Source organism: Duganella sp. CF458, from assembly GCF_900113115.1.
Classification (GTDB): Bacteria; Pseudomonadota; Gammaproteobacteria; order Burkholderiales; family Burkholderiaceae_D; genus Rugamonas.
Map to the genome: position 1 here is coordinate 299,608 of NZ_FOOF01000007.1, position 21,702 is coordinate 321,309.

Annotated in this window: 24 protein-coding genes; 10 read left to right on the top strand and 14 right to left on the bottom strand. The window is 63.9% G+C overall.

Annotation, left to right across the window (positions count from 1 at the left end; translation table 11 throughout):
- Position 1: 1 nt before the first annotated feature.
- The 6 genes from BM269_RS13275 (at position 2) to BM269_RS13300 (ending at position 7,736) form a co-directional block, all read left to right on the top strand.
- Entirely contained in the window at positions 2-1,789 is a 1,788-nt protein-coding gene (locus BM269_RS13275) for an ATP-binding cassette domain-containing protein (RefSeq protein ID WP_090437479.1), read from the top strand.
- The gene (locus BM269_RS13280) at positions 1,786-2,928 is read left to right on the top strand and encodes an ABC transporter permease (protein WP_090437480.1); all 1,143 of its coding nucleotides are present in this window, start codon (positions 1,786-1,788) and stop codon (positions 2,926-2,928) included. The genes BM269_RS13275 and BM269_RS13280 overlap by 4 nt, the downstream gene beginning before the upstream one ends.
- 7 nt (positions 2,929-2,935) lie before the next feature.
- A complete protein-coding gene (locus tag BM269_RS13285; RefSeq protein WP_090437481.1) occupies positions 2,936-4,054 on the top strand; it encodes an ABC transporter permease in 1,119 nt (372 codons plus the stop codon).
- A 12-nt stretch (positions 4,055-4,066) separates the two neighbouring features.
- Complete coding sequence (locus tag BM269_RS13290; protein ID WP_090437482.1) at positions 4,067-5,524, top strand: efflux transporter outer membrane subunit; 1,458 nt, start codon at positions 4,067-4,069, stop codon at positions 5,522-5,524.
- 87 nt (positions 5,525-5,611) lie between these two features.
- The gene (locus BM269_RS13295) at positions 5,612-6,949 is read left to right on the top strand and encodes a hemolysin family protein (RefSeq protein ID WP_090437483.1); all 1,338 of its coding nucleotides are present in this window, start codon (positions 5,612-5,614) and stop codon (positions 6,947-6,949) included.
- 1 nt (position 6,950) lies between these two features.
- Positions 6,951-7,736 carry a substrate-binding periplasmic protein gene (locus tag BM269_RS13300; RefSeq protein ID WP_090437484.1) on the top strand — a complete coding sequence of 262 codons (786 nt, stop codon included), beginning with the start codon at positions 6,951-6,953 and terminating at the stop codon, positions 7,734-7,736.
- Here BM269_RS13300 and BM269_RS13305 read toward each other — a convergent pair.
- The 6 genes from BM269_RS13305 to BM269_RS13330 are packed head-to-tail and all read right to left on the bottom strand — an operon-like array spanning position 7,733 to position 12,722.
- Positions 7,733-8,776, bottom strand: coding sequence for an AI-2E family transporter (locus BM269_RS13305; protein ID WP_090437485.1), 1,044 nt, complete (start codon positions 8,774-8,776; stop codon positions 7,733-7,735). The two genes, BM269_RS13300 and BM269_RS13305, sit on opposite strands and share 4 nt — an antisense overlap.
- Before the next feature lie 19 nt (positions 8,777-8,795).
- On the bottom strand, positions 8,796-9,374 hold the full coding sequence (locus tag BM269_RS13310) for an SCO family protein (protein WP_090437486.1): 579 nt from the start codon (positions 9,372-9,374) through the stop codon (positions 8,796-8,798).
- A 5-nt stretch (positions 9,375-9,379) separates the two neighbouring features.
- Entirely contained in the window at positions 9,380-10,255 is an 876-nt protein-coding gene (gene cyoE / locus BM269_RS13315; RefSeq protein WP_090437487.1) for a heme o synthase, read from the bottom strand.
- Positions 10,256-10,257: 2 nt separating this feature from the next.
- Positions 10,258-11,397 (bottom strand): COX15/CtaA family protein, encoded by a 1,140-nt coding sequence (locus BM269_RS13320; protein ID WP_229204634.1) that lies wholly within the window; start codon positions 11,395-11,397, stop codon positions 10,258-10,260.
- A gap of 10 nt (positions 11,398-11,407) precedes the next feature.
- Positions 11,408-11,959 carry an SCO family protein gene (locus tag BM269_RS13325; protein WP_229204640.1) on the bottom strand — a complete coding sequence of 184 codons (552 nt, stop codon included), beginning with the start codon at positions 11,957-11,959 and terminating at the stop codon, positions 11,408-11,410.
- Positions 11,960-11,996: 37 nt separating this feature from the next.
- Entirely contained in the window at positions 11,997-12,722 is a 726-nt protein-coding gene (locus BM269_RS13330; RefSeq protein WP_090437489.1) for an SURF1 family protein, read from the bottom strand.
- A gap of 40 nt (positions 12,723-12,762) precedes the next feature.
- On the opposite strand from BM269_RS13330, the gene BM269_RS13335 reads away from it, so the two are divergent.
- Positions 12,763-12,963, top strand: a complete 201-nt coding sequence (locus BM269_RS13335) for a DUF2909 domain-containing protein (protein ID WP_090437490.1) — start codon at positions 12,763-12,765, stop codon at positions 12,961-12,963.
- Positions 12,964-13,022: 59 nt separating this feature from the next.
- Here the strand turns inward: BM269_RS13335 and BM269_RS13340 are convergent, their stop codons facing one another.
- The 7 genes from BM269_RS13340 to BM269_RS13365 form a co-directional block, all read right to left on the bottom strand.
- The gene (locus BM269_RS13340) at positions 13,023-13,886 is read right to left on the bottom strand and encodes a cytochrome c oxidase subunit 3 (protein WP_090437491.1); all 864 of its coding nucleotides are present in this window, start codon (positions 13,884-13,886) and stop codon (positions 13,023-13,025) included.
- A 27-nt stretch (positions 13,887-13,913) separates the two neighbouring features.
- On the bottom strand, positions 13,914-14,099 hold the full coding sequence (locus tag BM269_RS13345; protein ID WP_090437492.1) for a DUF2970 domain-containing protein: 186 nt from the start codon (positions 14,097-14,099) through the stop codon (positions 13,914-13,916).
- A 9-nt stretch (positions 14,100-14,108) separates the two neighbouring features.
- Positions 14,109-14,657, bottom strand: coding sequence for a cytochrome c oxidase assembly protein (locus tag BM269_RS13350; RefSeq protein ID WP_090437493.1), 549 nt, complete (start codon positions 14,655-14,657; stop codon positions 14,109-14,111).
- A 1-nt stretch (position 14,658) separates the two neighbouring features.
- Positions 14,659-14,772 carry a cytochrome oxidase small assembly protein gene (locus tag BM269_RS29670; protein WP_211482690.1) on the bottom strand — a complete coding sequence of 38 codons (114 nt, stop codon included), beginning with the start codon at positions 14,770-14,772 and terminating at the stop codon, positions 14,659-14,661.
- 4 nt (positions 14,773-14,776) lie between these two features.
- Positions 14,777-16,375 carry a cytochrome c oxidase subunit I gene (gene ctaD / locus BM269_RS13355; RefSeq protein WP_055932535.1) on the bottom strand — a complete coding sequence of 533 codons (1,599 nt, stop codon included), beginning with the start codon at positions 16,373-16,375 and terminating at the stop codon, positions 14,777-14,779.
- Between the two features lie 13 nt (positions 16,376-16,388).
- On the bottom strand, positions 16,389-17,615 hold the full coding sequence (gene coxB / locus BM269_RS13360) for a cytochrome c oxidase subunit II (RefSeq protein WP_090437494.1): 1,227 nt from the start codon (positions 17,613-17,615) through the stop codon (positions 16,389-16,391).
- Positions 17,616-17,950: 335 nt separating this feature from the next.
- Positions 17,951-18,874, bottom strand: a complete 924-nt coding sequence (locus BM269_RS13365; protein ID WP_090437495.1) for a methyltransferase domain-containing protein — start codon at positions 18,872-18,874, stop codon at positions 17,951-17,953.
- Positions 18,875-18,934: 60 nt separating this feature from the next.
- Here BM269_RS13365 and BM269_RS13370 point away from each other — a divergent pair, with 60 nt between their 5' ends.
- Positions 18,935-19,672, top strand: coding sequence for a ComF family protein (locus tag BM269_RS13370; protein ID WP_090437496.1), 738 nt, complete (start codon positions 18,935-18,937; stop codon positions 19,670-19,672).
- A gap of 9 nt (positions 19,673-19,681) precedes the next feature.
- The gene (trmL, locus tag BM269_RS13375) at positions 19,682-20,152 is read left to right on the top strand and encodes a tRNA (uridine(34)/cytosine(34)/5-carboxymethylaminomethyluridine(34)-2'-O)-methyltransferase TrmL (RefSeq protein WP_090437497.1); all 471 of its coding nucleotides are present in this window, start codon (positions 19,682-19,684) and stop codon (positions 20,150-20,152) included.
- Positions 20,153-20,165: 13 nt separating this feature from the next.
- Here trmL and BM269_RS13380 read toward each other — a convergent pair whose 3' ends face one another.
- A complete protein-coding gene (locus BM269_RS13380; protein WP_090437498.1) occupies positions 20,166-20,903 on the bottom strand; it encodes a hypothetical protein in 738 nt (245 codons plus the stop codon).
- A 114-nt stretch (positions 20,904-21,017) separates the two neighbouring features.
- Here BM269_RS13380 and BM269_RS13385 point away from each other — a divergent pair, with 114 nt between their 5' ends.
- Positions 21,018-21,476 carry a DUF421 domain-containing protein gene (locus BM269_RS13385; RefSeq protein WP_090437499.1) on the top strand — a complete coding sequence of 153 codons (459 nt, stop codon included), beginning with the start codon at positions 21,018-21,020 and terminating at the stop codon, positions 21,474-21,476.
- The last annotated feature ends 226 nt before the right edge of the window (positions 21,477-21,702 follow it).

Sequence of the window (21,702 nt, forward strand, 5' to 3'; positions counted from 1 at the left end):
CATGGCTTCAACAGTCCTCAGCGGACGTGGCCTGTCCCGTCACTTCAACATCAAAGATGCAGCTGCGCCTGTGCAGGCGGTGCGCGACGTGTCGCTGGAAGTGGCCGGCGGTGCGTTGACGGCGCTGGTGGGGCCGGACGGCGCGGGCAAGACGACATTGCTGCGCATGGCCGCAGGCTTGCTGGCGCCCAGCAGCGGAAGCCTGTCGGTGCTCGGCGTCGACGTCGCGGCCCGCCCGCAGGAGGTGCAGGACCGTATCAGCTATATGCCGCAGCGCTTTGGCTTGTATGAGGACTTGAGCGTGCAGGAAAACATGGACCTGTATGCGGACTTGCACGGCGTGCCGGCCGACGTGCGGCGCGAGCGCTTCGCGCGATTGCTGCATATGACGGACCTGGCCCGGTTCACGTCGCGGCCGGCGGGCAAGCTGTCCGGCGGGATGAAGCAGAAGCTCGGCCTGGCCTGCACGCTGGTGCGCTTGCCGGAGTTGCTGCTGCTTGATGAACCGACGGTCGGCGTCGATCCCTTGTCGCGGCGCGAGCTGTGGCAGATCGTGCAGCAGTTGGTGGAGGAAGAACAGCTGTCGGTCATCGTCAGCACTTCATATATGGACGAGGCGGAGCGCTGCCGGCAGGTGTTTGTCATGCATGAGGGACGCTTGTTGGCCTCTGGAACGCCGCACCAGTTGCGTACTCGTGCCGACGGCTTGAGCTTTACCGCCATGCCGCGCGCCGGCGAGTCGGCGCGCACGCTGCAGGCGCGCTTGATCGATGCGCGCGAGCTCGTGGTCGATGCCGTGCCGGAGGGAGGGCATGTGCGGTTCATCCGGCGGGCGGAAGCTTCGGATGACGCGCTGGCGCAACTTCTGCATGGCGCGCCGGCCAAGCCTGTGCCGGCGCGGCTGGAAGACGGATTCATGATGCTGCTGCGCGCCGCCCCGCCAGCGCCCGCCGCGGCCCATGACGCCGCAGCCCATGACGCCGCGGCGGACGGGGCGCCAGGCGATGGCGCGCGTGGCGCAGAAGCAGGAGCAGGAGCAGGCGGCGAAACAATGATCGAGGTGCGCGACCTGGTGCGCAAGTTCGGCGACTTCACGGCTGTGGCAAGCACCAGCTTCAGCGTCGCGCGCGGCGAGATATTCGGCTTGCTGGGGCCAAACGGCGCCGGCAAGACCACCACCTTCCGCATGTTGTGCGGGCTGCTTCCCGCCAGCTCCGGATTCCTGCAAGTGGCGGGCGTCAACCTGCGCCACGCCCGCGCGGAAGCCCGTGCCAAAGTCGGCTACGTGGCGCAAAAGTTCGCCCTGTACGGCAACCTGACGGTGCAGGAAAACCTCGACTTCTTCGGCGGCGCCTACGGCCTGTACGGCAAGCGCCTGAAACAGCGCATCAACCAGGTGCTGGACGAATTCCAGCTGCGCGGACAAGAGCAGATGTCCAGCGGCCAACTGCCGGGCGGCTTCAAGCAACGCCTCGCCATGGCGACCGGACTGCTGCACCAGCCGGAAGTGCTGTTCCTGGACGAGCCAACCAGCGGCGCCGATCCGCTGGCGCGGCGCGAATTCTGGCGCCGCATCACCACGCTATCGGAGCAAGGCGTCACCATCGTGGTGACTACGCACTTCATGGAGGAAGCCGAGTACTGCGACCGCATCGTCATCCAGGACGCCGGCAAGCTGCTCGCCATCGGCACCCCGCGCGAAGTCCGCAAGCAGGCGGGTGAAGCAGGCAATATGGAAGACGCTTTCATTGCCATCGTCGAGAAGAACCGCAGCGGAGCCACGCCATGAGCAGCGCCTTCCGTTCCCGCCTGACCGCCCTGGTGCGCAAGGAATTCCGCCAGCTCCTGCGTGACGCATCGAACCTGGCCATCGGCATTGCCCTGCCGATCGTGCTGATCCTGATCTTCGGCTACGGCCTGTCGCTGGACGTAAAGAATGCCCCGATCGCCATCGTGCTGGAAGACAGCTCCCCGACCGCACAGGAAGCAACGGCCGGATTCGGCCTGTCGCCATCCTTCGCCGCGCTCCCGGTGGCCTCGATGCACGACGCGGAAGCGCTGATGCGCGAGCGCCGCGTGGACGCCATCGTCCGCATCCCCGCCACCTTCACGCGCGATGTCGCCGCCGGCGCCGCCGCCGTGCAAATCATCGTGCACGGCGCGGAAGCCAACCGCGCCGGCATCATTCTGAACTACGCCGGCGGGGCGCTACAGCAATGGAACGCGCGCCGCGCCGAACGCCTTGGCAGCGCCGCCCGTGGCGGCGCCCTCCCCGCCAACGGCGCCGTGCGCGTCGAGCAACGCATGTGGTACAACAGCGCCAACACCAGTACCTGGTACCTGGTGCCGGGCCTGATAGTGCTGATCATGACGCTGGTGGGGGCCTTCCTCACCGCCCTGGTGATGGCGCGCGAATGGGAGCGCGGCACGCTGGAAGCGCTGTTCGTGACGCCGGTGCGGCCAGTCGAAATCCTGCTGGCCAAAGTGATTCCCTACTTCTGCGTCGGCATGATGGGCCTCTTCCTGTGCCTGGCCGCGGCACGCTTGCTGTTCAAGGTGCCGATGCAGGGATCCCTGCTGGTCATCATCTTCGCCTCCATGCTGTACCTGGTGGTGGCGGTCGGCATGGGCCTGTTGATTTCATCCGCGACCAAGAACCAGTTCCTGGCCAGCCAGTTGGCCCTGGTCAGCAGCTTCATGCCCTCGTTGATGCTGTCCGGCTTCCTGTTCGACCTGCACAACGTGCCGGTAGCGGTGCAGGTGGTCGGCCGCATCCTGCCCGCCACCTATTTCATGGAACTGGTCAAGACGCTTTTCCTGGCCGGGAACGTGTGGCCGCTGGTGCTGCGCAATTGCGCCATCCTCGCCGCCTACGCCGTGCTGTTACTGGGCATCGCCCGCGCGGTGACCCGTAAACGATTGGACTGAGGCCGACATGATCAATTTCCTCCGCCGCATTGCCGTCATCGTCCGCAAGGAATTCCTGGCCGTGCTCAAGGACCCGAAGAGCCGCTTCATCCTGGTGGTGCCGGCCATTGTGCAAAGCCTGCTGTTCGGCTACGCGGCGACGTATGACCTGAGCTACGTGCCCTATGCCCTGAACGATGCCAGCCATAGCGCCGCCTCCGCCGAACTGCTGGCCAAGCTCGATGCCAGCGGCACCTTCCGCCGCACGCTCACCTTCGAGACCCAGGAAGCGCTGCGTGATGCGATCGACAGCGGCAAGGCGCTGCTGGCGATCAGCATTCCTGTTGACTTCGAGCGCCGCCTGTATGCGGGCGATGCGGCGCCCCTGCAGATCGTGCTGGATGGACGCAACTCCAATACTGCCGGTTCGGCCGCGGCCTATGCCGGCGCGGTGGTGGCGGACTTCAACCGCCAGTGGCGCGATAAGCATGGCGGCGCCCAGCCCGCACTGCGGATCGAATCACGCGCCTGGTTCAACCCGAACCTGGAAACGCGCTGGTACCTGATGCCGGGCATGATCGCGGCCTTGAGCATGCTGCAAACCCTGCTGCTGACCGCCCTGTCGGTGGCGCGCGAGCGCGAGCAAGGCACGTTCGACCAGTTGCTCGTCACGCCGCTGACGCCAATCGACATCATGATCGGCAAGGCGCTGCCGCCCATCATGATCGGGCTGCTGCAGTCGACCCTGATCCTGCTGGTCACAAGACTATGGTTCGGCGTGCCGATGGCCGGGTCGCTGCTCTCCATCTATGCCGGGCTGACGCTGTTCACGGTTGCCAGCGTTGGCGTCGGCCTGTCGATATCGGCCGTGTCGTTGAATATGCAGCAAGCCATGCTGTACACCTTCGTGCTGGTGATGCCGATGATGTTGCTGTCCGGGCTCACCACGCCGGTACGGAACATGCCGCAAGTGCTGCAGGTCGTCATCATGGCCAATCCCCTGCGCTTTGCCATCGACATGGTTCAGCGGGTCTATCTCGAAGGCGCAGGCCTCGCTACCTTGTGGCCGAATATGCTGCCGCTCCTGCTGATTGCCGCCATTACGCTGCCCTTGGCGGCCTGGCTGTTCCGCCACCGCCTTGCCTGAACTGGAAATATCATGAAACAGCTCACCATCCCCCTGCTTTGCCTGTCGCTGGCCGCTTGCGCGGTCGGGCCGGATTACCATGCACCGGCCGTGCCGGCCCCTGCGGCATACGGCGACTGGCACGGCGGCTCGCCGGCCCTGCGCGAGACGGGATTGGCCGCCGGCGCGGAGCAAGCGTTTGCCCGCTTCGACGATCCGGTACTGGCCGGTTTGCAGAAGCAGGCGCTGGCCGCCAGCCACGACGTGCAAACAGCCGCGTTGCGCTTCGCCCAGAGCCGGATGGCGCGCAACGCGGCGGCCGGGGCCCAAGGACCGCAGCTCACGGCCCACGCCGGCGCCAGCCGGCAACGCCAGTCGGAATCCGGCGCGGGAACGCGCATGGTCGATGCAATCGCGCCGGCCAACCGCGCGGTGCTGATCGAGAAGCTGAGCGATCCATTCGCGCTGTACCAGGCGGGCTTTGACGCCTCCTGGGAGCTCGACCTGTGGGGCCGTGTGCGGCGCAGCGTGCAAGCGGCGGATGCCGGCATGGCGGAGGCCAGCTCGGTCCTGCGTGCGGTGCGGATCGCGGTGCAGCTCGAGGTGGCGCGCAATTACTACGAGTTGCGTGCTGCCCACCGCCAGCAGGCATTGCTGCAGGAAGACCTGAGCGCGGCGCGCGACATGGCCGCGCTGGTGGCGGCACGCCAGCACGGCGGGCTCGCCAGCGGGCTGGACGTCGAGCAGCAGCAGGCGGCCCTGGCCGAACTGGTAGGCCGCGCCCCGGCACTGCTGGAGCAGGAAGCCGCCGCCGCCAACCGGCTGACCATGCTGTTGGCGCTGCCACCCGGCGCGCTGCGCGGGCAGTTGGCGGCCCGCTTGGGAGCGGCCGCGCCGCGCGGGCCTGACCTGGCGCTGGGCGTGCCGGGAGAAGTCATGCGGCACCGCCCGGACATCCAGGCGGCCGAAGCGCGCCTGCAGGGGGCAACCGCCAGGATCGGCGTCGCGCTGGCCGACCTGTATCCCCGCATCACACTCGGCCTGTCGTTCGGCGTCGAAGCGCTGGAAGCGGGCAAGTTCGGCGACTGGGGCAGCCGCCAATGGTCGCTTGGCCCCAGCCTGCAACTGCCGCTTTTCGACAACGGCCGCCGCCGCGCGACAGTCGAATTGCGAAAACTCGAAGAACAGGAGGCCGCCGTCAACTTCCAGAAAACCGTGCTGAACGCCTGGCATGAAATGGATGACGCGCTGTCCGCCTATGCGGCGGCGCGCCAGCGTCAGCAAGCGCTCACCACCAAGGCGGCCAGCGCCCGCGCCGCACTGGAACTGGCCGCCACCCGCGCGCGGCGCGGCATGAGCGACCAGCTGCCGGTACTGCAAGCGCGGCGCGCCCTGCTCGCCATCGAGCGCGAGCGCGCAGCCGGCGACAGCGAGCTGGCCCTGCGCCTGCTGGCCGTCTGCAAGGCCAGCGGCCTCGCCCCGCAAGCATAGATTTCCTCCAAGAAATTATGAGAATTGCGCGAGACAAGCCCCGGGTCGGCTAAGATAGAGGTTTCGACTTTCCGCCTTAGGGCGCATATGGACAACCTTTTACTAGTCATCTTCGCACTCTTCCTCGTAGCACTGAACGGCTTCTACGTCGCCGCCGAATTCAGCATCGTCACCCTGCGCCGCACCCGCGTACGGGCCATCGAAAAGACCCAGGGCCTGCGCGGCCGCATCCTGGCCAAGGTCCACGGCCAGCTCGATGCCTACCTGTCCGCCTGCCAATTGGGCATTACGCTTGCCTCGCTCGGCCTGGGCTGGGTCGGCGAACCCGCATTTGCCGGCCTGCTGGAACCCCTGCTCACATTCATCGGCATCAACTCGCCCGAGATCGTGCACGGCATTTCCTTCGTGTTCGCCTTCGTCACCATCTCCTTCCTGCACATCGTGGTGGGCGAGCTGGCGCCGAAATCGCTTGCGATCCGTCTTCCTGAAGCGGTCGCGCTGTGGAGCGCCATTCCGCTGTACGCCTTCTACTGGGCCATGTACCCGGCCATCTGGCTGCTGAACCAGAGCGCCAACGCGGTGCTGCGCCTGGCCGGCCTGGGCGATGCCGGCGGCCACGAATCGCACTATTCGAACGAAGAGCTGAAACTGATCCTGCGTACCAGCCAGCCCGGCGAATCGTTCAACAAGGATGAACGCAATATCCTGGCCAATTCGCTGGACTTCTCGCAACTGCGCGTGGCCGACCTGATGCGCCCGATCAATGAAGTGATCGCGCTGCACGCCGGCCGCCCGATGGACGAAAACCTCGACACCGTGGTGCGCAACCGCTTCAGCCGCTACCCCTACTTCGATGAAGAAGGCGACACCGTGCTGGGCGTGGTGCACCTGAAGGACCTGTTCTTCGCCCTGCAGTCGCGCAAGGAACTGAAGAACCTGTCGGGCTTCCTGCGCCCGGTGGAGACCATCTCGGCCCGCACCCCGGCCCTGGAACTGTTCCGCCGCTTCAAGGACGGCGCGCCGCACTTCGCCCTGATCGGCGAAAAAGGCAAGCGCCCGGTCGGCTTCCTCACGCTGGACAACCTGCTGGGCGCCATGGTCGGCGAAATCCACGACGAATTCCGCCTCAACGAAAACGACTGGCTCAAACTTCCCGACGGTTCGCTGATCGGCAAAGCCAGCCTGCCGATCTTCTCGCTGGAACGCATCCTCGGCGTCGATGTCGAGAACGAGGAACTGGGCCTGGGCGAAGTGGAATCGGTCGGTGGCCTGATCATGCTGAAGCTCGGCGATATCCCAAAACAGGGCCAGCGCGTCGAATTCGACGCCTTTGACCTGGTCGTGAAAAAGATGAACGGCCCGCGTATACTGTTGGTAAAGGTCATCCCGCGCCACCTGCCGCCGGATTCCGACGAACAGGATTGATATGCAGCTGCGCCGTATCCTGCTTGCCCTGGCGGCCTGCCTGGCCGGCAGCACCGCAGCGGCGTCCTGCGGTCCGTACACGGTGGCCATGTATGAACACGGCGCCTTGTACTACCGCAGCGGCGAGCAATGGGCCGGCATCGACAAGGACATCGTCGACGAGCTGGCGCGCCGCACCGGCTGTGCGCTGCGCATGACGCGCGACTCGCGCATCCGGATCTGGACCATGCTGAAGGATGGCGCGCTGGACATGACCATGTCCGGCATTGCCACGCCCGAGCGCGAAGGTTTCGCCCGCTTCACGCCCTACCTGCAATCGCGCAATATGCTCCTGGTGCGCAATGAGGCGGCGCGGCATGCCACCACGCTGGAGCAATTCGCGGCGCAGCCGGAGTTGAAGGTCGCCGTCATCAAAGGCTTCAAGCATGGCGCCACGTACGACGCCTGGCTGGACCGGCTGCGCAAGCAGGGCCGCGTGCATGACACACCCGATTACAGCACGCTGCTGCGGCTGTTCCAGTACGGCCGCGTGCACGCCATCCTCCAGTTAAGCAGCAACGTTGACGCCTTGTACCGGGATGCCCAGGTGCGCGGACAATTCCGGGTACTGGACCTGGTGCCGCGCGAGAACGTGCAGGGCGCGCTGGTGATTTCCCGCCTGGTTGCCGACGACTCGGCCGCCAGGCTGGAACAGGCGCTGCGCGCCATGCGCGAGGACGGCACCGTCAAAACCATCATGGAACGGCATACCAGCCCCGAACGGGCGCTGGCGATGGTGCTGCGCTAAACGATCGGCTTGACCTGGGTCCAGTTCCTGAGCAGGCCCAGCGCCACTGCCAGCAGGGTCGGGCCGATGAACAGGCCGACGAAGCCGAAGGCCAGCACGCCGCCCATCACGCCAAGCAGCACCAGCGCGAAAGGCAGGCTGGAGCCGCGCGAGATCAGGATCGGCTTGACCACATTATCCACGCCGCTGATGACAACCGTGCCGTAGATGAGCATGAAGATGCCCCAGCCGGTCATCCCTTGCGAGAACAGCCAGATCGATGCGCCGCCCCAGATCAGCGGCGGCCCCACCGGCACCAGCGAGAAGACGAAAGTGGCCACCGACAGCAAGGCCACCGCCGGCACGCCGGCGATCAGGAAACCCACCGCCGCCACGGCAGCTTGCGCCAGCGCGGTGCCCAGCATGCCGTACATGACGCCGGTCACCGTGCGGCTGACCGTTTCCGCGACTTCCACCGCATGTTCGCCCATGATCTTGTCCATGCCCACTTCCAGCGCGGCCACGATGTTGTGGCCGTCGCGGTACAGGAAGAAGGAGACAAAAGCGGCCAGGCTGACCTGCGCCACACCGGCGCCCAGCACGATACCGCTGTTCAGCAGGATAGTGCGGGCCGGTTCCACGTACTTCTTGGCGACGGACAGCAACTCTTCCTTGCTGCTCAGGATCTGCCGCAGGTAGGAGTCGACTGCCTCGCCCACCAGCGGCAACTGGCGCAGCCAGGCCGGCGGTTCGAAGCCGCCGGCATCGAGCGCCTCGCGCGCGCCGTGGTAGAAGTGGCTCACGCTGTCGGCGATATTCCAGGTCACCAGCGTCAGCGGCAAGACGATGATCAGCGCCAGCGATACCGTCATCACCGCCGCGGCCAGGGTCCGGCGGCCTTTCAGGCGCGCCAGCAGGCGTTGGTACAGGGGCCAGGATGAAATGGCAATGGCGGCGGCAAACAGGATGCCGGCCAGGAAGGGACGCAGGACGTAAAGGCAGCCGATGACGAGAAAGACAATGGCTGCCAGGCGGCTATAGGGCTGAAATCGTTGTTCCATGCCCTTAGCTTATCAGGAATCAGTTGGCGACGAGAAGCTTCAGGTCGTGCACGACCGGCGCTGGGCCGCCGCCGTGGCGCAGGAACAGGCGCAGCTTGCCGCTCTTGTCGAACACATAGCTGCCCGCCGTATGGTCGATGGTGTAGCTGTCGGCAGTCTTGCCCGGCACCTTCTGGTAGAACACCTTGAACTCCTTGGCGGTGGCGGCAACCTGCTCCGGCGTGCCGTACAGGCCAACGAAACGCGCGTCGAAGCCCGGCACGTATTGCGACAGCAGCTCCTTGCTATCGCGTTCAGGATCGAGGGTGGCGAACAGCACCTGCACCTTGTCGGCGTCCGGGCCCAGTTCCTTCATCACGGCCGACATTTCGGCCATGGTGGTCGGGCACACGTCCGGGCAATGGGTGAAACCGAAGAACAGCACCACCACCTTGCCTTTATAAGACTCCAGCGTCACCGGCTTGCCGGTGTGGTCGTTCAGCGAAAAGCCCTTGCCGTAACCAAGGCCGGTCAGGTCGGTGTTTTCGAACTTGAGCTGCTGCTCGCCGCAAGCGGCCAGCGCGAGCAGCATGAACAGCGCCGCAAACAGTTTTTTCATGGTGTTCAGAACTTGAAGTAGTGGTCGACCAGCAGCGCCGCAAACAGCAGCGACAAATAGATGATGGACCAGGTGAAAGCCTTGCGCGCTACGATGTCGCTGTAATGCTTGTAGATGCGCCAGCCGTAGTACAAGAATACCGCGTTCAGGGCAATCGCGCTGAACAGGTAGATCAGGCCGCTCATCTTCACGGCAAACGGCAGCAGCGTGGTGGCCGCCAGGATGATCGAATACAGCCAGACATGGAAGGCGGTGAAGCCCATGCCGTGGGTGACCGGCAGCATCGGCAGGCCGGAACGTTCGTAGTCGGCCTTGCGGTACATCGCCAGCGCCCAGAAGTGCGGCGGGGTCCAGACGAAGATGATCAGCACCAGCAGCCAGGCCTGCATCGGCACGTCGTTGGCGATGGCGGCCCAGCCCAGGGCCGGCGGCATCGCGCCGGACAGGCCGCCGATCACGATGTTCTGCGGCGTGGCCGGCTTCAGGATCATGGTGTAGATCACGGCGTAGCCGACAAAGGTGACAAAGGTCAGCCACATGGTCAACGGATTGACCAGCTGGTGCAGGATCCACATGCCGGCGCCGCCGATCACCGCGGCGAAGACCACGGTCTCGGGCACGCTGATGTCGCCCATCGCCATCGGGCGGCGCGCGGTTCGCGCCATGCGGGCATCGATCTCGCGCTCGGCCAGGCAGTTGACGGCAAACGCCGCGCCGGACAGCAGCCAGATGCCGGCCGTCGCCGCAATCACCACGTGCCAGTCGGGCATGCCTTCGCTCGCCAGGAACATGCCGATGACGGCGCAAAATACGGCCAACTGCGTCACGCGCGGCTTGGTCAGAGCCCAGAACTGGGCTATGCGGGAGGTCGAGGATTTCATTGTTATTGGTAGGCGGGGGCAGCCAGATACTTAGCCCTGTAGTTTATCATGGTCAGCAACAGCACCAGGGCCGCCGCGCCCGCGTTATGGGCCACGGCAATGGCCAGCGGGAAGTTGAAATAGATGGTCGCCACGCCGGTAAATGCCTGCAGTGCCAGCACCGCCGTCATCCAGCGCGCATGGCTGCCCAGGCCGTCGACGCGCCAGGCCTGCCAGGCGGTCGCGCCCAGCACCAGCAGCACCACGGCGGCGAAGTTGCGGTGCACCCAATGGATCGCCGTCAGCGCCTCGAACGGCAGGTAGTGGCCGGCGGCAGTCTTGCCCAGCTCGCGCCACAGGTGGAAGCCGTGGTCGAAATCCATCGGCGGCACCCAGGCGCCGCCGCAGGTCGGGAATTCGCTGCAGGCCAGGGTCGCGTAGTTGGAACTGACCCAGGCGCCCAGCGCCAGTTGCGCCAGCAGCACCACGCCGGACAGTGCGGCCAGCAGGCGGATGCGGCCCAGGCGCGCCATCTGCGAGCCGGCGGCGCGCGGCAACGGCGCGTGCAGCTGGTCTTCGCGGCCGCCGAACCAGCCCAGCAATGCCAGCAAGGACATGCCCAGCACCAGGTGTCCGGTGACGAAGATCGGCTGCAGCTTCTGTGTCACGGTCCAGGCGCCGAACGCGCCTTGCAGCAGGATGAAGAAGAACAGGAAAGTCGGGTAGCCCGGCGGAATGCGGCGCGCCATGCCGGCGCCTGCGCCGGCGCGGCCCCGCCCCGTCGAACGCCACCAGGCCACGCCCATCATGGCGACAATCAGCACGCCGATGCCCATGGCCAGGTAGCGGTGGATCATCTCGATCCAGGCCTTCATCATGGTGACCGGGCCGGTCGGCATCAGCGTTTCGGCGGCGCGGATCTGTTCATGCGCGATGAAAGGATTGGCTTCGCCGTAGCAGCCGGGCCAGTCCGGGCAACCCAGGCCGGAATCGGTCAGGCGCGTGAAGGCACCGAACACGATCAGGTCGAAGGTCAGGAATACCGCGATCCAGACCAGCTTGCGGTACTTGTTGCTGTCCTTGGAGATCCAGACGACGGACAGCGGCAGCGACGCCACCAGCAGCGCCGTGATCGCCATATGGGCAAAGGAGTTGTGGTCCATTGCGTCCGCCCTAGCCGATGGCCGAAGCCTTGAGCACCTTGCCCAGGTCCTTCTTCACCTTGGCCGGATCGGCGTCCTTCGGGAAGCGCATCATCAGGTGGCCCATCGGGTCGATCAGGTAGATATGCTCCTCCACCTTGCCGCCCTGCTCCAGCGGCAGCCACTTGCCCACCACGTCGGCCGGCGCGCGCAGGAAGCGCGTGCCGTCGTTCACCCGCAGCATGAAGGTCTCCAGCGGCTCCTGGTCGGTGATCAGCCAGACGCGCTCGATGCGGTCGGCTTCCTTGCCCTGCATGGTGCGCAGCTGGCGCATCATGAACAGCATGTCCTGGCACTTCTGGTCGCAGGCGGAACCGCCCACCTTGACCATCAGCCACTTGCCCTTGAAATCGGCCAGCGTCTGCGGCTTGCCGTCGACCGTGGTGCTGGCCATGGCCGGGATCGGGTGCATGCGCGGGTCGAGCAGGTCGCCGTAATTGGTGCGCCCTTCCGGCTTGATGAAGAAGTACGTGATGTAGGAGGCAATGATCGGTGCGGCGCAAACCAGCAGCACCGCGAACATGCTCCAGCGGCCGCGGCGGCGCTGGTTCTCGTCTTGTTTAGCGTTTTCCACTTTTTCTCAATCCGGTGAATACAAAGAAAAGACCTGCCATTGCCGCCAGTGCGTACCACTGGAAGGCATAAGCTTTATGCTTGTCGGCGCCCATGGCCGGCGCTGGCCAGTCGCGCTGCAGCGCTTCGCCAGTGGCGGCCGTGCCATCCGGCGTGGTCTGCTCGACCAGCAGCGGCTGGAATTTCCAGCCTGTCGCGGTGGCCACTGCCGCCGCATCGGCGTTCTGCACGATGGCGCCCGGCGCCAGCCTGGGTGCCTCGCCCAATTGCATGACATGGCCCGGTGCCAGGCGCGCAATGCCCTCCACCACCACCTGGCCCGCCGGCGTGGCATACGACGGCAGCTTGTTGCGGTCGGCCATATCGCGCGGTAGCCAGCCGCGCGCCACCAGCACGTGCATATCGCTGCCGGCCAGGCGCAAAGGCATCAACAGGTAGAAGCCCGGTTTTCCCGCATGGGGACGGTTGTCGAGATAGAGCGGCCAACCTGCCACCCATTCGCCCTGCAAGCGCACGCGGCGGAATTCCACCCCGGCCGCGGCCACCGGCGCCGCACCCAGCACCAACGGCGCGGCGGCATTGCCCGCCGCCAGGCGCGCTTCCAGCGCCAGCTTCTGTGCGGCACGGCCATCCTGCCAGCGGCCGGCGGATACGCCGATGGCCACCAGCACCAGGGTGGCCAGGAAAGGGATCCAGCGGAAGCGGAATGCCATACAATAAAACCTTATCTTCCTTAGTTAGTGCTTAACAACCATGAAATACTTCGTCGCCGCAGCCTTCGTGCTGATCATCGGCAGCCTGGCGTCGGCCTTCATCAGCATGATGCGCAGCAAGTCGGCCAACCCGAAGATGGTGCGCGCTTTTGCGCTGCGTGTCGGCTTCTCCATCGCGCTGTTCATCACCATTCTCGTATTGGCCAAGCTGGGATACATCAAACCAACCGGCATACGATAAATGAAAAAAGCCGCAGCAAGCGCTGCGGCTTTTTTTTGCGGGTAAATTATACCCGTCCCTTACATCCAGTACACGACCACGTACAGGCCGAGCCAGACCACGTCGACGAAGTGCCAGTACCAGGCCGCGCCTTCAAAGGCGAAGTGGTGTTCCGCGCTCATGTCGCCGCGGATCAGGCGGTACAGCACAACGGCCAGCATGATCGCGCCCATGGTCACGTGGAAGCCGTGGAAGCCGGTCAGCATGAAGAAGGTGGAGCCGTAGATGCCGGAGGTCAGCTTCAGGTTCAGTTCGCTATACGCGTGGATGTATTCATACGCCTGGAAGCCCATGAAGGTTGCGCCCAGCAGCACGGTCGCAGCCAGCCAGAAGATCGCCTTGGAGCGGTTGGCAGCTTGCAGGGCGTGGTGCGAGATGGTCAGGGTCATGCCCGACGCCAGCAGCAACGCGGTGTTGATGGTCGGGATCGGGAACGGGCCCATCGGGGTGTAGTTGTCGACGGTGCCGGCAGGACCCACGCTGCCGTTCCAGTTGGCGGCGAAGTCAGGCCAGATCACCTTGTGATCCAGGTCGGCCAGCCACGGCATGGTGATCTGGCGCGCGTAGTACAGCGCGCCGAAGAAGGCACCGAAGAACATCACTTCGGAGAAAATGAACCAGCCCATCGACCAGCGATAGGACAGGTCGATGCGCTGGGAGTACAGGCCCTTTTCCGACTCGGAGATCGCATCGCCGAACCAGCAGTAGAGCACGGCCAGGGTCATGGCGATGCCGGCCAGGCAGACCGCCATGCCCCACGAGGCATCGTTGACCCAGGCGGAAGCACCGGTCATGGTCACCAGCAGGGAAATACCTGCCAGCATCGGCCACTTGGAAGGACCAGGCACGAAGTAGTACGGTGCCGCGGCGTTATTAGAGCTCATCTTGTTCTCCCTAAAATCCTGTAATAGTTACTTTGAAACCACGAGTTTGACGATCGAAACCAGCAAGCCGATGAACAGGGCCGCGCCCAGCAGTCCGGCGACGATGACGTGGACCGGCTTGATCTTCTCCTGGTCCTGCTCAAAATCGCTGTTGCGGCGCAGGCCGAAGAACGACCAGATCACTGCTTTCATCGAATACAAAAACGATCCCATCTGCCTTCCTTAGTTGGCCGCGGTCTGGTTGCCCAGGCCGCCCGCCTCGATAAAGGTGTACGACAGGGTGACGGTCTTCACACTCTTCGGCACCGCCGGATCGATGAAGAACACCACGGGCATCTGCCGCGCTTCCTTCGGCTTCAGCGTCTGCTCCTTGAAGCAGAAGCACTCCACCTTCTTGAAATGCGGCGTCACTTCCATCGGCGTGTAGCTCGGCACGGCTTGCGCCTTGACCGTGCGGTCCACGCTGTTGACTACCTCGTACACCACGGTGGTCATTTCGCCAGGGTGTACGGTCACACTATTCTGGGTGGCGCGGAAACGCAAGGTGCCCTGCACATTGCTCACCAGCTCCACCGTGATTTCACGGCTGCTGTCGACCTGGGTGTTCTTGGCAACTTCCTGCGGCTTGCCATCGATCAGGTTCAGGCCCAGCACCTCGCACAGGTGCTTGTATACCGGAATCAGCGCGTAGCCAAAGCCGAACATCATCACGGCAATGACTACCAGCTTGCCGAGCAGCTTGCGGTTGCTGCCGCTGTCCCCGTCGCTCATCTCAGTGGCCCAGTATCCATTGCTTGCCGATCACGGAAACAAAGAACACGACGGCGACCGACAACAGGATCAGGGCCAGGCGCAGGTTGCTGTTCGGCTTCTTCTGGTCAGACATATGCTTACTTGACAGTCGGCGGCGTTTCAAAGGTATGGAACGGCGCCGGCGACGGCACGGTCCACTCCAGGCCTTCCGCGCCATCCCACGGCTTGGCTTCCGCCTGCTTGCCGCCACGGATGGTCGGCAGCACCACGCAGAACAGGAAGAACACCTGGCTCAGGCCGAAACCGAAGGCGCCAATCGAGGCGATCGAGTTGAAGTCGGTGAACTGCGCCTGGTAGTCGGCGTAACGGCGCGGCATGCCGGCCAGCCCCAGGAAGTGCATCGGGAAGAAGGTCACGTTGAAGGTGATCAGCGACAGCCAGAAGTGGGCCTTGCCCATGGTCTCGTTGTACATGTGGCCGGTCCACTTCGGTACCCAGTAGTAGAAGCCTGCGAACAGCGCGAACAGGGAACCTGCCACCAGCACGTAGTGGAAGTGCGCCACCACGTAGTAGGTATCCTGCAGCTGGATGTCGACCGGGGTCACCGCCAGCATCAGGCCGGTGAAGCCGCCCATGGTGAACACGAAGATGAAGCCGACCGAGAACAGCATCGGGGTTTCAAAGGTCATCGAGCCTTTCCACATGGTCGCGATCCAGTTGAAGACCTTCACGCCGGTCGGCACGGAGATCAGCATGGTGGCGTACATGAAGAACAGCTGCGAGGTCACCGGCATGCCGGTGGTGAACATGTGGTGGGCCCAGACGATGAACGACAGGATCGCGATCGACGCGGTGGCGTACACCATCGACGCGTAGCCGAACAACTGCTTGCGGGCGAAGGCCGGGATGATCTGCGACACGATGCCGAAGGCCGGCAGGATCATGATGTACACCTCCGGGTGACCGAAGAACCAGAAGATGTGCTGGTACATCACCGGGTCGCCGCCGCCGGCGGCGTTGAAGAAGGAGGTGCCGAAGTGACGGTCGGTCAGGGTCATGGTGATGGCGCCTGCCAGGACCGGCATCACGGCGATCAGCAGGTAGGCGGTGATCAGCCAGGTCCAGCAGAACATCGGCATCTTCATCAGGGTCATGCCGGGAGCGCGCATGTTCAGGATGGTGACGATGATGTTGATCGAGCCCATGATGGACGACGCGCCCATGATGTGCATGGCGAAGATACCCATGTCCATGCCGATACCCATCTGGGTCGACAGCGGAGCGTACAGGGTCCAGCCAGCGGCGGTCGCGCCGCCCGGCACGAAGAACGAACCAGCCAGCAGGATCGCCGCAGGCGGCAGCAGCCAGAACGAGAAGTTGTTCATGCGCGCGAACGCCATGTCGGAGGCGCCGATCTGCAGCGGGATCATCCAGTTGGCGAAGCCGACGAAGGCCGGCATGATGGCGCCGAACACCATCACCAGGCCGTGCATGGTGGTCAGCTGGTTGAAGAATTCAGGCTGGAAGAACTGCAGGCCAGGCTTGAACAGTTCGGTACGGATCATCAGTGCCAGCACGCCGCCGGACAGCAGCATGATGAACGAGAACCACATGTACAGGGTACCGATGTCCTTGTGGTTGGTCGCGAACAGCCAACGGCTCAGGCCGTGTGGGTGATCGTGTGCGTGATCGTGGTCGCCGTGGGCGTGATCGTGTGCGTGATCGATAGTGCTCATGTAATGCTCCTAATTACTTGGCGCGGGCAGCCACAACTTCGGCTGGCTGAACGATGTTTTCCGCTGGCTTATTCGACCAGTTGTTGCGGGTGTAGGTGATCACAGCCGCGATATCGGTATCCGACAGTTGCTTCCAGGCCGGCATTTCGGACGGGAACTTGCCCGATTTCTGGCCGTGCAGCAGGACCTTGATCTGTTCCGCTTTCGGTCCGTTCACCACGGCGGAGCCGTCCAGGGCAGCGAAGGCGCCAGGCACGCCCTTGCCGTTCGCCTGGTGGCACACGGCGCAATTGGCGGTGTAGACTTTTTCGCCCTTGGTCTTCAGTTCGTCGATGGTCCAGGTCTTGTTCGGATCGTCCGCCAGGGCAGCCATTTCCTTCTTCTTGCCGTTGACCCAGGCGGTGTACTCTTCGGCCGTTACGACCTTGACCACGATCGGCATGAACGCGTGCTCTTTACCGCACAGCTCGGCGCAGTTGCCGCGGAAGGTGCCGGTGTATTCAGCCTTGAACCAGGTGTCGCGCACGAAGCCGGGAATCGCATCCTGCTTGACGCCGAAGGCCGGGATCATCCAGGCGTGGATCACGTCGTTGGCGGTGGTGACGATGCGGATCTTTTTGCCAACCGGCACGACCACTTCGTTGTCCACTTCCATCAGGTAGTTTTCGTTGCGCTTGCCGGTGTATTGCTCGCCCGGGTTGCCCACTTGCTCGCGCGGGGTGGACAGGTTGGAGAGGAAGGAAATGCCTTCGCCTTCGCCTTTCAGGTAGTCATAGCCCCATTTCCACTGCATGCCGGTGGCCTTGATGGTGATGTCGGCGTTGGAGGTGTCTTTCATCGCCACCACGGTCTTGGTGGCTGGCAGTGCCATGCCGATCACGATCAGGAAAGGCACGACGGTCCAGGCGATTTCCACGGCGGTCGATTCGTGGAAGGTGGCGGCTTTGTGGCCGAGCGACTTGCGGTGCTTGAAGATGGAGTAGAACATCACGCCGAACACGGCGACGAAGATCACCATAATGATCCACATCATCATGGTGTGCAGGTCATAGATGTTTTCAGCGATCTTTGTTGCAGGAGCCTGCAGGTTCAACTGATTGGCTATCGGACCGCCGGTGCCACCAGTCTTTGCCGTGTAGTCGCCGGCCGCTGTCGCCGCAGGCTCGGCCCACGCCGGCATTGCTGCGGCGGTGACGGCCAAGCCGAGCATCAACGATTGAAGTCGCTTCGCAAGTTTCATGTTTTCCCCAACCACCCAAAAATAAAGAAGATTTTTGTGCGCCAGGCCGGCTTAGCCGGCATCCCGCCACACGCTAAACACCTAAAGGCTCCGAGCCAAGCCAGCGCGAAAAACTTCGCGAGCGGACTGTGCTGGAACCTTGAAAAACACTCCCGATGACCACACATCACCAGTAGCTTTGTTGCCATGTTTGCCGTGCCTGGACCGCCTTGTTGCGCTCGGCTGGGCGAAGTGCTGGCAAAATTAGCTAATGATTATACTCAGTGAACATGTCCTGCATCAAGGGCAGCACACCCCTGGCTGTGGTATACGCAAGTCACTGCGGCCTTTCCTGCCTATTTTTTAGGCTTCCTTGGCAAGTCAAAACGGACGATCGCTTCGCCGCTACTGGTGACCCGTGGCGCCGGGCGGAAGGCATGGCCGTAGATCACTTCGAAGGTCAGCGCCAGCTTGCCGTCCGCGCGGCGCTGACGTTCCAGGCCCTGCAGCATGCGCTGGTATGCTTGTTTTCCGAGCAGCCCCTTGCGGCGCGTCTGCAGCGGGTTGCCGCCCAGCGCGCGGGCATCGGCCAGCAGCTTGTCGGCGCTGTCGTAGGTGACCGTGATCTTTTCCATATCCATCACCGGCTCGGCAAAGCCGGCTTCCACCAGCTGGTCGCCGAAATCGTGCATGTCGACGAAGGGCAGCGTATGCGGCGCCAGGTCGGCTTCGGCGAAGGCGCTGCGCAGCTCCTGCAGGGTATCCGGCCCGAAGCAGGAAAACATCAGCAGGCCGCCCACCTTCAGCACCCGATGCCACTCCGCAAACACGCGGTCCGGCTGCGGGTGCCAGTGCAGCGCAAGATTAGACCAGACCAGGTCGGCGTTGTGGCGCGCCAGCGGCAAGTCGGCCATATCGGCGCACAGGTAGTCAATGCCGGACTTTGCTGGTAGCAATTTGCCAATCAACTGGCTCAGGCCCGATTTGCCGGCCTGGCCCCGTGCGGCGGCAAGCATGGCGGCGGACGTGTCGACGCCGAGGATCTGGGCGGCCGGATAGCTCTTTTGCAAGACCGGCAAATCCGGGCCGGTGCCGCAGCCGGCATCGACCACGCGCAACGGGTTCACTTTGACCAATTGCAGGCGCTCGTGCATGCGGCTGGCGATCTCGCGCCGCAGGAAATCGGATTCCGCCACGCGGGCCGGGTCGGCAAACAAGGCGCGGACACGATCCAGGTCAATCGGAGCGCTCAATTTCGGCGGTTTTGCTGGGACTTGCATATTTGATACGGTTCTTTAATGGGATAATCCGGGCAGTTTACTCGTTCGCGGGGATTTGCGATGGCTGCTGCGCTTGCCCATGGCCTGCTGGCCGCCCTGTTGCCCTGTAATTGCGTGCTGTGCGGCGCCAGCGGCCCGGGCCTGCTATGCGCCGGTTGCCACCAGCAGTTTTTCAGCGCCGCCACCCTCCGCTGCCCGGTCTGCGCCAATCCGCTGCCGCCTGCACCCCAGACGGTGCAAGCGCTGCCCTGTGGCCGCTGCCAGGCCGAGCGCCCCGCCTTCGACGCCACTGTGGCCGCGGCCGGCTACGCCCTGCCGGTAGACCGCCTCGTGCTTCAGTTAAAATTCGCCCGCCAGCTTGCGCTGGCGCGCCTGTTTGCCGGCTTGCTGGCCGATGCGGTGCAGCGTGCCGGCAGCGATAGCGCTCAGCGCCCCGCCCTGCTGTGCCCTGTGCCGCTCGGCCTGCAGCGCCTGTCGGAGCGCGGCTTCAACCAGGCGCTGGAGATCGCCCGCCCACTGGGCAAGGCCCTCGGCATCGCGGTCCATGCCAAACTCGCGGTACGCGTGCGCGACACGCTGGCCCAAAGCAGCACGCCGCACGGCGCGCGCCACGCCAACATCGCGCAAGCCTTTGCGATCCCGGACCGGGTACTGGTCGAAGGCCGGCATATCGGCGTAGTCGATGATGTGATGAGCAGCGGACAGACGCTGCAGGAATTAGCCGCGACGCTCAAGCGCCACGGCGCCGCGCGCGTGACGAATTACGTCTTCGCCCGCACGCCCCCGAACACGAATTAGGAGAACAACTTGTTTCATGTAGTGCTGGTCAACCCGGAAATCCCCCCCAACACGGGCAATGTGATCCGCCTGTGCGCGAACACCGGTGCGCAATTGCACCTGATCGAGCCGCTCGGCTTCCCGCTGGATGACGCCAAGATGCGGCGCGCCGGGCTCGATTACCACGAGTACGCGCAGATGAAGGTGCACCGGGATTGGGCCGCCTTCCTGGCCGACGTCCAGCCCGACAGCAGCCGCTTGTTCGCGATGACCACGCATGGCTCGCGCCCGTTCGCCGAACTGGCCTTCCAGCCCGGCGACGTATTCGTGTTCGGCAGCGAAACGCGCGGCCTGGCGCCCGAGTTCCGCGAGTCGTTCCCGACCGGACAGCGCATCCGCCTGCCAATGATGCCCGGTAACCGTAGCCTCAACCTCTCCAACACGGTGGCGGTGGTGGTGTTTGAAGCCTGGCGCCAGCACGGTTACGCCGGCGGCGCCTGAGCGATAGCCGGCCTTACGGCTTGTAGGCTGCGACGATTTTCTTCAGGTCCGGCGCCACCGCCTCGAACACCTGGTGGGCGCGCGGGGCGTAGGCTTGGGACACCGTGCCGAACGCCTGCCGCACGGATTTGCCCAGCTCCGCCCCCAGCTTTTCCGCTTTGGCGGCCTGGTCTTTGGGCAGCAGGTTGAATTCCAGCTCCATCGTCATCTTGCGCAGGCCAATGCCGGTGGCCAGCGCCTCCAGGCGATACTTGTCCGCTCCTGGCGGCAGTGGGTGGGGCGGCTGCGCGCTTAGCGCGATCATGGCTTCGCACATTGCGCCATCCATCATCGTGTCCCAGTAGAGGCGGCCCCCTTTCTGCGTCAGGAAGGCCTGGAATTCCACACGCTGGGCCGGCGTCCAGCCAGCCACCATGGTGCGCAGCAGGGGGTGCAAGCCGGCCTCAATCAAGGGCCCATTGCTCAGTTCATCATCCTGGAACGCCATTTCCAGCATATCGCGCGCCTGGCGGTAGTTTTCATTGCCTGGTCCCCAAGCCTGGCCCAGCTTCTCGAATTCACGCGTCCTATCGAGCACCAGGTCCGGCAGCACGCGGCGCAGATGGTTGTTCGAAATGACGAGCGCCTCATCGAGGCATTGCAAGGGAGCTTCCTTCAACAGCTTGTCAGTGATGCGGTCCACATCGTCGGCCTGTGCCAGCGCCGGCAACAGGCTACTGCCCAGGCACAAAACAGCAATCGCTTTTTTCATCGAGAATATTTCCGTAAAACAAGATTATATACAGGTCAAAGCGGCATTGACGCAAGGAAGCGTGTGGCCGGGCACGGGAGAATCGTCGTATAACCGGGCAGCAAGGAGGCTGCAATGTTCGACCTTGATTTGCCTTGGTGGGAATATGTCGTGCGCGGCGTCGCGATCTATGGCGCGCTGCTGGTCATGATGCGCCTGAGCGGCAAGCGCACCATCGGCCAGTTCACCCCATTTGACCTGCTGGTGGTAATGCTGCTCAGCGAATCGGTATCGCCCGGCCTGACCGGCGGCGACGACTCGGTCGCCGCCGGCTTGATCGTGGTGGTCACCCTGGTTGCGCTGAACGTCGCCATCGCCTTCATTACCGCCCGCAGCAGAAAAGCCGCCGACCTGGTCGAGGGCACCGCCGTGCTGTTGGGCCGTGATGGCAAGATCTTCAAGGAAGCGCTGCGCCGCAACCACGTCGCGGAGAGCGACCTGGAGCAGTCACTTCGCGAAGCCGATTGTCCACGCGAAAAAATGAAGTACGCCTTCCTCGAGGCGGACGGCAAGATCACCATCCTGCAACACTAATCTGTAGCAACTCGAATTTGACCTGACAGAACGCGTCCGGCCGCCGACAACTTTCGCCCCATAAGCGCTTCTCACGCACATGCGTTAATCCATACCCTCTATAGAGAAAAATTCCCACCCCTGTCTACTTCGTAAGCGTAAAGCCAGCGCCGTCTGGACGTAAGAATCGCTCCCAGCCATGATCGAATTTTGGCACAGCAGTTGTGCCCACAAATTCAATTATGGA